This is a genomic window from Psychroflexus lacisalsi (assembly GCF_020164495.1).
Lineage (GTDB): Bacteria > Bacteroidota > Bacteroidia > Flavobacteriales > Flavobacteriaceae > Psychroflexus > Psychroflexus lacisalsi.
The window spans coordinates 157,623-171,278 of record NZ_JAIQYZ010000001.1 but is presented as its reverse complement, the minus strand read 5'-3'; the positions used below and the strand labels follow the sequence as shown (position 1 = coordinate 171,278).

Genomic DNA, 13,656 nt, shown 5'->3' with positions numbered 1-13,656 from the left:
ACTATTTAATTTTAGCTAAATATTCATCCAAGTTTTTGTTGATTTGAGCAATTTTGTAATTTTTTTCTGAAATTACAAAATAAGTCAAATTTTCACCAAAAACAGCATTTTTTATAAACTTTTGAGCTAAGCCTTCTGCGCCCAATTTACTTTTAAGACCATTAATGGTCAACAAAGTTTGATTTTGACTATAAATGTTTTCACTTAAGCCTAAGTCAAGCCCTTCCTCCTCTTGAATTGAAGCTTGTAATTTATTCTTAAGTTCTTGTATTTTAGATTCCTCCGCATTCTCTTTATTTAAGTCAAATACCAGTAAATAGTCCGCATTGGGGTCTGGTTTCATATCAAATACAGAAGAGAGTGGTTTTCGCTTTAACTCTTTATATTGTTTTTGAGCATACTTCCCTTCTTGTGATTGTGGATAAGTCAAGGCTACATAATTAAGCGCTTCAGTATAAGCTTCTACGCCTTCAGTCTTTGCAAGCACTCTGGATTTGAGAAGTTCTAATTTTGGCAATATTGAATTACCGACAAAAACTTTAGCATACTTATCAATCTCATTCAGGACGTATTGATAATTCCCGGATTTATAGTTTTTATACAGTTTATTGTAAATGTTTTGAGGATTGTCTGCGTCAGTTCTATAGGCCTCTGGATTTCTCAAAATGCTCGCATATCTGGAATCCGGATGGTTGCTTAGTATGTCATTTTTCCATTGAGTAGCTAGATCTGTCTTTCCAGTTTCTTCGTAGATTTTATATAAATAATATTTTGAAGGCAGGATGAGACGCTCCTCAGGATTGTGCTCTAGTAAAAATTCCAGTTTTGAAATGGCGCGATTATATTTTTTAAACTTCTCTTTGTATATGATTCCAAGTTGATAATAGGCGAAATTCCTTTCATCAGAAATACTATCAATTACTTGTTCATCACTAGGGATTTCAGCAATATAGGTTTGAGGATCAAATTCTGGCCTTACTTTTTCCTCAACAATAACTTCTTCGCTTTTTATGTCGGTACCTCTTGAGGGGTTTCGCCTCCAATCATCTGTCAACTCTATATTTCCCCAAGTCTTTCTAAAAGACTCTTCTCCACGTTGCTTCTGAGTTATGTCGTAGAAATAAAATTTTGTAGTACTGGACTGACTTCTTCCTATTTGGCTTTTTTGTGCTCCAAATCGTGAATTTCCAGCTTTTGAAGCCGTGTTATTTGCAAAAACACTCTTGTCTTCTTCTTTCAGTTTTTCGATATATGCTGTAAAGAATTCAATCCGCTCTTCTTCAGTCGCTTCAACCAAATTCAATATACTATCAGTTGTTTTGGCAATTCTTTCAAACTTAATGACATCTTCCAGATTGTCTCGCTTTCTTTTGATTTGTAGGTATTCCAGGGTTTCCTGAGCCAGATTACTTAGTGTACTATCATAGTATTTTCCAGAAGTTTCATAAGAAGCTTTATCAAAATAAATTTCCCCAAGATTGAAATAATTTCTGCTTTTTAAGTACTTATCCTTTGGCATTTGCCTTAAAGATTTGTTGAATTTATCGATAGCCAAATCCACCGAATCTTTTGCAAGCCTGAAGACCGCATTATCAAAATAAATAAAATCTAAAAAAGGCCTGTTTTCGCGATTTTCAGAAAGCTCCTGAAAAGCGAATTCTGTTTCGTGCCACGACGCATTTTCAAGACCATGAAGTCTTAGCTTCTCTAGTTCTGAATGAATCATGTAGCGTCGGGGTGACTTTCTATTTAAAGCAATGACTTCGTCAAAACTTGATTTAGCACTGTCTTTTTCTCCCAACAATGAAAATAATTGACCTTTAATGTAAAGCAATCGTCCTCGCTTTTCATCATCTGGAGCTGCTTCAATGGCAATTCTCAAAGGAGCGATAGCAAGTCTTTCTTCATTTTCAAAAATATAAGCTTGTGCCAACGTTGTCGATGCCTCATAGTTTTCCAAAGGAGATAATTCTTCAGAATTCATGAGAGACACTAAATTATCGATCGCCGTATCAAAATATTCGAGTCTTAGGTTAGTTTTTTCAACCCAAATCTTGGCTTCATTAATGGTCGAACTTTTAGGGTAATGATTCAATATAAAGTTGAAGGCATCTTTAGAAGGGACAAAACGTTGATCGTAATATCTTGCTTTTCCCAGGAGTAAAAAAGCCTCATCGATTTGCGGGTTGTATTCTTTGCCCCCCATAAACATGGAGTGCTTTTGGATGGACTTGGTGGCCTTTTCTTCGGCGATTTCAAAATTGGAATTTTCGCCTTCAGATGTGTTTTTCTTTAAAGTCCTGGGCTTTTCCTCTTTAATTACCATCCTCTCGATTGGCAAAACAGTCCAGTAATCTTCATTATACAGAGCTTCCACTTCTTCTTTTCCTTTGTCCAAAGCCAAATTACCATTGTAAACGATGTTATAATAGGTTGTCATGGCATGAAAATTCTTGTTCAGGAATTTATCTTTTTTTCTTGAACATGAAGACAATAAAGCAATACAAATAAGGAGTATAAAAGAAAGCTGTAAACGCATGAAAAATATTCTAAACTTAATAACTAGAAAAAATAGATAAAAGTATACTGGTGCAAAAGTAGCTCTTATTTATAAAAGGGTATTTTAAAGTTATTTATGGATTACCTCTCAAAATAAAGCTCTAGTTCCTTCAGGGTTGCCTCGCTCGTATAGATGTCTTTTACAACTTGACCTTTGTCCAAAACGACTACGCGCTCACACACTTCTGTGACGTGCATCAAGTCATGACTAGACACCAAAACTGTAACGTTTTTCTGGGCAGACAAGTCCTTGATGATTTTCTTAAGACGAATCTGAGTTGTTGGGTCCAAGTTGGCAAAAGGCTCGTCGAGAATAACAACTTCAGGATTACCTATGAGTGCCGCTACAATGCCCGCTTTCTTTTGATTTCCTTTAGAAAGATCTCTAAGGTATTTTTTCTGATTCAGAATTTCTCCATGAAAAAAGTCTGCAAACTCTGCCAGGAGCTCATCGACTTCAGCTTTAGAAGTGTTTCTCAAGTCGCCAATAAAGTAAAAATATTCTTCAGCAGTAAGATATCCTATTAAAAAACTTTCATCTATAAAAGATGAAGTGTAAGGCTTCCAATCCTCATTTTCACTTACGATAATGCCATTATTTTCAATGTGACCAGTAGTTGGCTGAATCAAATCTAAAAGCAAACTAAAAAAGGTTGTTTTACCTGCTCCATTGTTTCCCACTAATCCAAAACTTTGACCTTTTGGAATGTCCAGAGCTTCTATATCTAAAACTTTATCGGCCTTGTAACTTTTGGATAAATTTTGAACTTTAATAATCGTTTCCATAGGATGTAGTTATTTTTTTTCTGAAAATGCTGAAATGGTTTTGTATTTATTTTTTTGATATAAGTTCTCGATAATTTTGAGAAAGTAAGATTTAAAAACTATACCTAAAACCCCGCTCAAAGCCAGAGCTATAATGCCTGCGTTGAAATTGATGAGTTTGTAAGGCACATAGAAGATAATCATCGGCCCTAAGATTTTGGGTAGACTGATGAGCAACTGAGTAGGATTAAAACCCTGCGTATTGCTAAAGGCTTTCGCTTTTTGGTTCAGTTCTATCGGAACTCTATTCAACGCTCCACCATACAAGGTGATGAAGGAATTAAGACCTATATTGAAAGAAGCTCCGGCCGCAATCATTGCATAAATATCCCAGCCAAAATAAATGTAAGGAGTGCTCAATACAAAAGAAACGGCACAACCTATAACCATCAACAACCATTTGGATTCCAGATATTTTTTATAAGACACATTCTGGCTCATCATCAATTTGTAGTATTCACTATCCCAGGATGGAACCAGCTGGCCAAACGTAATAAGAAAACCTCCTGAGACAAAAATGGCAGCAAAAGCTAAAAAAACAGGCATGTTTTTATAAGTGTCTTGAGTAAAAAAGATAAGCCCGTAAAAAAGAAATAAGAACGACATCAATAATACCTGTTTGGGTCTCGCGTTCCTGGTAATCATTTTAACATCATTTTTCAAAAACGTTGCTAAAGTTCCAAAACGGTTTAAAAATTCCAGATTATAATTTTTGAATTTCTCTTTTTTAGCCTGGACAGCACCATCCACATAAAAATTCTTTCTTAGCAATTTGTAATTCATTTTAAATAAGAAAATCACTAAAGCTATAGGAAGTAGTGCAGTAAAACCGACCTCATAAAATGAATTGAAGAAAACTCCAGTATAAGGAGTGATATCAAATATGTTGAAATATTGTAATCCTATAAAAGAAGCAAGCAGGGCAATGACAAAGTAAAAAGCTGTATTATTCTTATTTAAAATGAAATTCAAAAAATTAATGGAAAAACTTATGGCGAGTATACTTACAAACCATAAGACAGCCATCAATGGATTATAGCCTTGAACCATCAAGACGATAGTCAAAGGAATAAAAAATAATAGCGGCAGAATATTGAAAAAAGAAAAAGAAGTCTTCAACAATAAAAACTGAATTACAGATTGGCGTTTTATGGGAAGTAACAACATGGGTTTGATATTCATCACTGGTAACTGTTGCATAAAATACCTGAGGGCCAGATCTCCCATCACCCAGTAAATCATATAATTATTGATAAGCGTAAAGGGATCTTGATCGGGAATGGCTTTTTTGAAAATAAAAAAAACACCTATCCCAGCTAGAATGGCTAGCCCACCAAAATAAAGTGCTCCCAAAATCATTAAGATTTTTATAGCTAGTCCTTTTTCAAAAAAAGATGAGCGCCTAAACTGTTTCCACTCCAGGCTCAAAAATTGCTTAGTAGTCATGTCACTAGATTTGTTTGGTTAGTCTTAAGTCTGTCTGTTTGTTACAGGACTTTGTTCCAAATTAAGCTCAAATTTTCATTTTTTTAAGAGATAAATAAAGTTATTTTTATGAAAATTTTTAATAATGAAACAAATTACAGCAATACTGTTATTGATTTTGGTCCAAAGCTTTGCTTTTTCACAAGAGGACTATCCAGATTTGAAAGAGATTTCTAAACGGCTTAAGGCTTTGGATAAAAATTCCAATGTCGACTTATCTACATTGACCAAAACTGAAGGAGGAAATGACATCCAGGTCCTTAAAATTGGAAAAAAAGATCTCGATAATAAGCCTGCTATTGCCATCCTTGGGGGTGCAGAGGGCTATCATGTGTTGAGCGTTGAGTTGGCTTTGCAATTTGCAGAACGTATTTCTACTAATGAAGAAGCTCTTGACAAAACTACCTTTTATGTCTTCCCAAATATGTCTCCAGAAGCTTATGCACAATACCATAATAAATTGAAATACGAGCGCAGAGGAAATGCGTCCAGTCTCGACCATGACCGTGATGGTAAATTAAGCGAAGATCCTTATGAGGATTTGAACAATGATGGTATAATCACTCAAATTCGGGTCCAAAGTCCTCTTGGAAAATATGCAGAACATCCTGAAGACAAAAGAGTAATGATTGAAGTAGATACAACATCTACTAATGCTGCTAGATATAAAGTATATTCTGAAGGTATCGATAATGACAAAGACGGCAAATTCAACGAAGACTTAAATGAAGGTATTGCTTTCAATAACAGTTTTACCTATAATTTCCCAGCCTTTGAGCCCCTTGCAGGAAATTATGCTGTTTCACAGAAAGAAAGCAGAGCCTTGTTGGATTATTTATTTCAGCAATGGAATATTTATGCATTTGTAACTTTTGGCCCAGCAAACAATTTGTCTTCTCCTTTAAAGTATGATGCTCAAGAAGCTAAAAAAAGAATTGTTTCTTCACCTTTGGAAGGAGATGTTACTATCAACAAAATGATTTCAGAAGTATACAATGAAACCATTTCTCAGAAAGCATTTATGCAAGAAAATATGGGGACGGACGGAGATTTCTTTCAGTGGGCGTATTTTCACTTTGGAAGATTGAGTTTTAGCACACCAGGCTGGTGGGTTCCTGAAGCTAAAAAAGATTCTACATCCACTTCAGAAACCAAAATAAAAGACACCAAAGAGTCAAACTTTTTAAAATGGGCAAAACAAGAAAACCTTGAAGATGTTTTTGTGGAATGGAAGGAAATCAATCATCCAGATTTTGAAAACAAAACAGTTGAAGTTGGTGGCATCAAGCCATTTGTAATGAGTAACCCCCCTTTTTCGAAAGTAGATAGCATCGCGATAGAACACACCAATTTTATTCTGAAACTGGCACAGCATCAACCTAAGCTTGAATTTCATAACTTAAAAGTGGAAAACTTAAAAGGCGGCCTGAAAAGAATCACTGTTAACTTGCTGAACAATGCCAATTTACCAACCCATTCTGAACTAGGGCAGCGTTCTCGTTGGCTGAGAAAAATCAGAATAGATTTAAGTGCTGAAAAAGACAATATTATTGCTGGAAACAAAATTGAATTAGTATCAAAAATGGATGCTTTAGAAAGCAAATCTTTATCCTGGATTGTAAAAGGAAACGGGAAATTAAACTTGAAAGCTGGTGCTCCTCATACTGGTTTTGCTGAATTAAACATAAACTTATAAGCCATGAAAACTATCAATTATACCTCCCTATTTTGTTTAGCTATTGTGTTGATGTTTAGCTCAGTTTCTCAAGCACAGGAAAAATTTTTTAGAGCCATAGGAACTCCTCATGAACCTAAAGTGGAAGCCAGCTGGAATCGCTACAATACCTACGCAGGAATTGTAGATCTGATGAAGAAAATCAATAAAGCTTACCCAAATCTCACTCGGCTAGAGAGTATCGGGAAGTCTTATGAAAAAAAAGATATTTATATGTTAACCATCTCAGATTTTAAAACTGGGGACCCAGATGAAAAACCAGCCATGTATATTGATGGTAACATACATTCCAATGAAATACAAGGCGCAGAGTTTTCTCTGTACACTGCCTGGTACCTCACCGAAATGTTTGGCGACTTGGAGTTCATCAATGAATTGCTAAAAGACAAAACCTTTTACATTGTTCCAACCATCAATCCCGATGCCAGAGATAATTTCATGAAAGAGCCAAACACTCCACACTCTCCGAGATCGGGGATGATTGTTCTAGATAACGATGGCGATGGAAAAGCTGGTGAAGATGGATTTGATGATCTTGATGGTAATAATCACATCACTTACATGATCAGAAAATCTCCAACAGGTCAATACATCAAAGATCCGCAAGACGACCGACGATTGATAAGAGTTGCTGCTGAAGAAAAAGGCGAATATGAAATGCTGGGCTACGAAGGAATGGATAACGACGGCGACGGCGAAGTCAATGAAGATGGTATAGGTTATTACGATCCCAACAGAGACTGGGGTTGGAAATGGCAACCCGACTATGTTCAGCGTGGCGCTTATAAATATCCTTTTAGTTTACCAGAAAACAGAGCTGTAGCCGATTTTGTAATGAAACATCCCAATATTGCTGGAGCTCAAAGCTACCACAATTACGGCGGGATGATTTTGCGTGGACCGGGAGCTGAAGAAGATAAAGACACTTACAACAGAGAGGACGTTCGCATATACGATGCCATTGCTGAAAAAGGGGAAGAAATGATTCCTGGCTACAGATACCTCACCGTTTATAAGGATTTATATTCTGTATTTGGCGGTGAATTGGATTGGTTTTATGGGGGAAGAGGAATTTACACCTACACTAACGAGTTGATGGTGTCATATCTCTACTATCATAAAAACGAAGGAAGAGGTAACCAAGAAGAAGAATTGAAAGTAGATAAATACTTGACTTTTGGTGACGCTTTTGTGGATTGGAAAGAATACAAGCATCCACAATATGGAACTATCGAAATCGGAGGATTCAAAAAGAACTTCGGTCGGGCTCATCCAGGATTCCTTTTGGAACAAGATGCCCATAGAAATATGGCTTTTACCATTTATCATGGCTATCAAACTCCAAAATTGAGCATTATAAATGTGGAAGAAAAGTCTCTGGGCAGTGGTCTTAAAGAAGTAACAGCAACCGTTTACAATGAACGGTTAATGCCAACCCATAGCAGTCAGGATTTGAAATACAAAATCGAAAGACCAGATTTGATAAGTATTTCAAATGCTAATGTAGTTGCAGGAATGATTGTGGAAGATGAAGATTTTAATAAAGTCAAGGAACAAGTCCACAACCCGGAAACTCTTCGCATACCGAATATCCCAGGAATGGGAACTGTAAAGGTACGATGGATTGTTTCAGGCTCTGGAAATTATAAGGTTGACGTTGATTCTGCTAAAGGTGGCAAAGCAAGCTGGAGTAAATAATGCTAATCTAAACTTAAGCTAAGGAGTCAGTTCTGTCTATTTTAGTACATTTAAATAAAAACTAGATTTATGGCAATTCAAAGGCCTTTCAACCTCACTACGTGGATCAAAGAAAATAGAGATTTACTAAAGCCACCCGTTGGTAATAAAAATCTGTATAAAGATGCAGGAGATTATATTGTCATGATTGTTGGCGGACCCAACGCACGAAAAGATTATCATTACAACGAAACTGAAGAGCTATTTTACCAGCTAGAAGGCGAAATTGAAGTTCACATACAGGAAAATGGTGAAAAAAAAACCATGCCCTTAGGACCTGGTGACATGTATTTGCACCCAGCGAAAGTTCCACATTCACCGGTTAGAAAAGAAAACTCTATCGGTTTAGTAATTGAACGCAAACGAAGCCATTTAAATATAAAAGACGGTTTGCTTTGGTTTTGCGACAATTGCAACCATAAACTTCATGACGTATATTTCCCGTTGAATGATATTGAAAAAGATTTTCTAGGTCATTTCAAAACCTTCTATGAGAGCGAAGATTTAAGAACTTGCGATAAATGTGGTGAAGTCATGCCTGTCGACGAACGCTTTACAGCTTAATTTTTAGGCTAGTTTAATTTTCATAAATTCGAAACAAATTAAAACTTTTAATTAAATGAGTAATATTTCTAAAGAATTCGGAATCGATGATGCTTTAAAACAACTCGACATCCAAAAAGAAAATAAAGGTACTTCTGTAGGTGAGAACTTTTTTGCCAGTGGAGAAATCATAGAATCTTATTCTCCTGTTGATGGAGCCTTGATTGGAAAAGTACAAGCAACTACAAAAGAAGACTACGAGAAAGTAGCTGAAACTGCTCACAAGAGTTTCAAAGAATGGAGAACCTGGCCCGCCCCGGCAAGAGGTGAAGTTGTTCGGCAATTTAATGATGAATTGCGACGACTTAAGGCTCCGCTTGGGAAATTAGTTTCTTATGAAATGGGTAAATCATACCAGGAAGGATTGGGCGAAGTGCAAGAGATGATAGACATCTGCGACTTCGCAGTTGGTCTTTCCAGACAGCTTCATGGCTTGACCATGCACTCTGAACGACCAGGTCATCGTATGTACGAGCAGTGGCATCCATTGGGTGTAGTTGGAATTATATCAGCATTTAATTTTCCTGTTGCCGTTTGGTCCTGGAATACTGCTTTAGCCTGGGTTTGTGGTGATGCCTGCATTTGGAAAGGTTCAGAAAAAACACCATTAACCTCTGTAGCCTGCCAAAAAATAGCTGCCCGGGTTTTTAAAGAAAATAAAGTTCCAGATGGAATTTCATCTTTAATTACAGGAGATTACAAAGTGGGCGAATACATGACCCAAGACAAACGTGTGCCATTAATCTCTGCAACTGGATCTATAAGAATGGGCAGAATTGTAGCTCAGGAAGTCGCTAAAAGACTTGGTAAGTCATTATTAGAACTTGGAGGTAACAATGCTATTATAGTAACTCCAGATGCCGATATTAAGAATACGGTGATTGGTGGTGTCTTTGGAGCTGTAGGCACCTGTGGGCAACGTTGTACCTCAACAAGACGAATCATTATCCATGATTCTATTTACGATAAAGTAAAAAATGCAATTGTAGATGCCTACAAGCAAATTAAAATCGGAAATCCACTTGACGAAAACAATCACGTGGGTCCACTCATCGATAAAGATGCAGTTAAAAACTATCTACACGCTTTGGAAGAGGTCAAAAAAGAAGGCGGAACCATTTTGGTTGAAGGAGGGGTTTTAGAAGGTGAAGGCTATGAAAGTGGTTGCTATGTTAAACCTGCTATTGCTGAAGCTGAAAATCATTTTGATATTGTTCAACATGAAACCTTTGCTCCTGTTTTATATATCATGAAATATTCAGGTGAAGTAGATAATGCGATCGAACTCCAAAATGGAGTAGTGCAAGGATTATCTTCAGCAATAATGACCAATAATCTAAGAGAAGCCGAAAAGTTCTTATCGGTTGAAGGTTCCGACTGTGGAATTGCCAATGTCAATATTGGAACCTCCGGAGCAGAAATAGGTGGTGCCTTTGGTGGTGAAAAAGACACTGGCGGAGGTAGAGAATCTGGATCTGATGCCTGGAAGGTGTATATGAGGAGACAAACCAATACTATCAATTACACCAAAGATCTTCCACTTGCTCAAGGCATAAAATTTGACTTGTAAAAATGTAAATTTAAATCAGGCCACTTCTTATTGGCCTGATTTTTTGTTTAGACTTAAATAACTTTGGCTCAACAAAATAATTTACAGCTAAATATCTGTTAATGAAATGTTGTAGTGATTTTTGCTAGCAAGAAAAAAACCGCTTAATTTGCAAACTTGCACACGTTTATTTTGATGGATATAAAGTCAGATAAGCGAAGAAATTTTAAATTCATGAGTGATGTAAAAGCAGCTATCACTGCCGTAGGCGGATATGTTCCAGAGTATGTTCTCACCAATAAAATATTGGAAAGCATGGTAGATACCAATGACGAGTGGATCACTGCTAGAACTGGCATTAAAGAGCGACGTATTTTGAAAGAACCTCATCGAGGTTCTTCGTATTTAGGGATAAGAGCCTGTGAAGATCTATTCAAAAAAACATCAACAAAACCAGAAGATTTAGATTTAGTAATTTTCGCAACTGCAACTCCAGATATGCCTGTAACTTCATCCGCGGCTTACTTGGCAACAAAAATCGGGGCTGTCAACGCGTTTTCATTCGATTTACAATCAGCTTGTTCTAGTTTTTTATACGGTATGTCTTTGGCATCATCTTACATTGAATCAAAAAAATACAAACATATCCTGCTCGTAGGGGCAGATAAGATGTCATCAATAATAGATTATACAGATAGAAGTACATGCATCATTTTTGGAGATGGTGGTGGCGCTGTTTTGTTTTCACCAAATACTGAAGGACTAGGCTTACAAGATGAGATTTTAAAAACTGATGGAACCGGACGTCAATTTTTGAAAATTGAAGCTGGAGGGTCAGAGTTACCAGCTTCCGAGGAGACAATAAAAAATAAACAGCATTTTGTGTTTCAAGATGGTAAAACTGTGTTTAAGTTTGCAGTATTTAAAATGGCGGAGGTAAGTGAAAAAATAATGCAAAAGAATAGTCTTACGGGAAAAGATGTAAATTGGTTGGTTGCTCATCAAGCCAACAAAAGGATTATTGATGCGACTTAAAACGTATGAATCTAGATTCAGATAAAGTATTGATGAATATACAGCGTTACGGAAATACAACTTCCGCAACTCTACCCTTATTATTAAGCGATTACGAGAAACAATTAAAAAAGGGAGATAATGTTATATTTGCAGCATTTGGTGGTGGATTCTCTTGGGGCTCCATCTATTTAAAGTGGGCATATAATTCTTGAACCCGAAAAACTTAAAACTATGGATTTAAAGGAAATTCAAAACTTAATTAAATTTGTTGCCAAATCTGGAGCAAGCGAAGTAAAGCTTGAAATGGATGATGTCAAAATCACTATCAAAACTGGAAGTGAAGACGATGGCAGAACATATGTACAACAAGTACCTATGAATATGCCTCAACAACAAATGCAACAAGCTCCTGTTCAAAATCAGCAACAGGCACAAGCGCCAGCAACTGAAGAAAGTTCTTCTCCAAAGGCAAGCGATGATGATAAATACGTCACTATAAAATCGCCTATTATTGGAACTTTCTACAGAAAACCTTCTCCAGACAAGCCAACATTTGTTGAAGTAGGTAGCGAGGTAAAAGAAGGTGATGTACTTTGTACAATTGAAGCAATGAAGCTTTTCAATGAAATTGAAAGTGAAATTTCAGGAAAAATAGTAAAAGTATTAGTTGACGATTCATCTCCTGTTGAATTTGATCAGCCACTATTTTTGGTTGACCCATCATAAGGAAGCTAATTGTTTTAGATTTTTTCTTTAACCAAAACAAACGTTCATGTTTAAAAAAATTCTAATCGCCAACCGTGGAGAAATTGCCTTACGAATTATTCGTACTTGCAAGGAAATGGGCATTAAGACGGTTGCCGTATATTCTACAGCAGATAAAGAAAGCTTACACGTAAGATTTGCGGATGAAGCAGTTTGCATAGGACCTCCACAAAGTAGTGAGTCTTACTTAAAGATTCCAAATATTATTTCAGCAGCAGAAATCACAAATGCGGACGCCATCCATCCTGGATATGGGTTTCTATCGGAAAACGCCAATTTTTCAAAAATTTGCCAGGAGCATGACATCAAGTTCATTGGGGCAAGTCCTGAAATGATAGACAGAATGGGAGACAAAGCAAGTGCTAAAGCTACAATGAAAGCTGCAGGTGTTCCTTGTGTTCCTGGATCTGAAGGTATTTTAAAAGATTTTAAAGATTGCCAAAAAGTAGCTAAAGAAATCGGTTATCCAGTCATGCTTAAAGCGACTGCTGGTGGCGGTGGAAAAGGGATGCGTGCCGTTAAAAGCGAAGAGCAATTAGAGCATGCCTGGGAGTCTGCTAGACAGGAGGCAAAAGCTGGGTTTGGTAATGATGATATGTATATGGAAAAGCTTATTGAAGAGCCTCGCCATATAGAAATACAAATTGTAGGAGACCAAACTGGAAAAGCTTGCCACTTATCAGAACGTGATTGCTCTGTACAAAGAAGACATCAAAAGCTTACAGAAGAAGTTCCTTCGCCTTTTATGACGGATGAACTTCGAGAGAAAATGGGAAATGCGGCTGTAAAAGCTGCAGAGTATATCAAATATGAAGGGGCTGGAACTATTGAATTCTTGGTAGATAAGCATAGGAATTTTTACTTCATGGAAATGAATACTCGAATTCAAGTAGAGCATCCGATTACTGATATGGTTGTAGATCATGATCTTGTAAGAGAACAAATACTAGTTGCAGCAGGAGTTCCTATTTCTGGTAAAAACTATTATCCAAAATTACACTCTATCGAATGTAGAATAAACGCTGAAGATCCATTTAATAACTTTCGGCCTTCTCCTGGTAGGATAGAAACCTTACACTTACCAGGTGGACATGGAATACGGGTAGATACTCACGTCTACAGCGGCTATGTCATACCTCCAAATTATGACTCTATGATCGCTAAACTCATTGCAACAGCACAGACTAGACCTGAAGCTATAAGTAAGATGAGAAGAGCTCTAAGTGAGTTTGTAATAGAAGGTATTAAAACTACCATTCCATTTCACGTACAGCTTATGGAGCATCCGGATTATGTGGAAGGTAATTATACTACGAAGTTCATGGAAGATTTCGTTTTACACGAAGTTGAAGAGGATGATGATGAATAAAATCAATTTGAT

The 13,656-nt window shown here is 36.7% G+C and carries 9 protein-coding genes and 1 pseudogene; 7 read left to right on the top strand and 3 right to left on the bottom strand.

What is annotated here, in order from left to right:
- Window position 1 precedes the first annotated feature (1 nt).
- The 3 genes from porW to LB449_RS00790 all read right to left on the bottom strand — a co-directional run bounded on the left by porW (window position 2) and on the right by LB449_RS00790 (window position 4,830).
- Window positions 2–2,539, bottom strand: a complete 2,538-nt coding sequence (gene porW / locus LB449_RS00800; RefSeq protein ID WP_455431234.1) for a type IX secretion system periplasmic lipoprotein PorW/SprE — start codon at window positions 2,537–2,539, stop codon at window positions 2–4.
- 101 nt (window positions 2,540–2,640) lie between these two features.
- The gene (locus tag LB449_RS00795) at window positions 2,641–3,345 is read right to left on the bottom strand and encodes an ABC transporter ATP-binding protein (protein ID WP_224453172.1); all 705 of its coding nucleotides are present in this window, start codon (window positions 3,343–3,345) and stop codon (window positions 2,641–2,643) included.
- Window positions 3,346–3,354: 9 nt separating this feature from the next.
- The gene (locus tag LB449_RS00790; RefSeq protein ID WP_224453171.1) at window positions 3,355–4,830 is read right to left on the bottom strand and encodes a DUF5687 family protein; all 1,476 of its coding nucleotides are present in this window, start codon (window positions 4,828–4,830) and stop codon (window positions 3,355–3,357) included.
- Between the two features lie 124 nt (window positions 4,831–4,954).
- Here LB449_RS00790 and LB449_RS00785 point away from each other — a divergent pair, with 124 nt between their 5' ends.
- From LB449_RS00785 to accC, 7 genes and pseudogenes are all read left to right on the top strand, one after another.
- Window positions 4,955–6,565, top strand: a complete 1,611-nt coding sequence (locus LB449_RS00785; protein WP_224453170.1) for a M14 family metallopeptidase — start codon at window positions 4,955–4,957, stop codon at window positions 6,563–6,565.
- 3 nt (window positions 6,566–6,568) lie between these two features.
- Window positions 6,569–8,302, top strand: coding sequence for a M14 family metallopeptidase (locus LB449_RS00780; protein WP_224453169.1), 1,734 nt, complete (start codon window positions 6,569–6,571; stop codon window positions 8,300–8,302).
- Window positions 8,303–8,371: 69 nt separating this feature from the next.
- Entirely contained in the window at window positions 8,372–8,905 is a 534-nt protein-coding gene (locus LB449_RS00775; protein ID WP_224453168.1) for a 3-hydroxyanthranilate 3,4-dioxygenase, read from the top strand.
- Window positions 8,906–8,960: 55 nt separating this feature from the next.
- Window positions 8,961–10,514 carry an L-piperidine-6-carboxylate dehydrogenase gene (gene amaB / locus LB449_RS00770; RefSeq protein ID WP_224453167.1) on the top strand — a complete coding sequence of 518 codons (1,554 nt, stop codon included), beginning with the start codon at window positions 8,961–8,963 and terminating at the stop codon, window positions 10,512–10,514.
- A 213-nt stretch (window positions 10,515–10,727) separates the two neighbouring features.
- Window positions 10,728–11,722 (top strand): annotated as a pseudogene (locus LB449_RS00765) (beta-ketoacyl-ACP synthase III).
- Window positions 11,723–11,741: 19 nt separating this feature from the next.
- Entirely contained in the window at window positions 11,742–12,236 is a 495-nt protein-coding gene (gene accB, locus LB449_RS00760) for an acetyl-CoA carboxylase biotin carboxyl carrier protein (protein WP_224453166.1), read from the top strand.
- Between the two features lie 46 nt (window positions 12,237–12,282).
- Window positions 12,283–13,644, top strand: coding sequence for an acetyl-CoA carboxylase biotin carboxylase subunit (accC, locus tag LB449_RS00755; protein WP_224453165.1), 1,362 nt, complete (start codon window positions 12,283–12,285; stop codon window positions 13,642–13,644).
- Window positions 13,645–13,656: the final 12 nt, after the last annotated feature.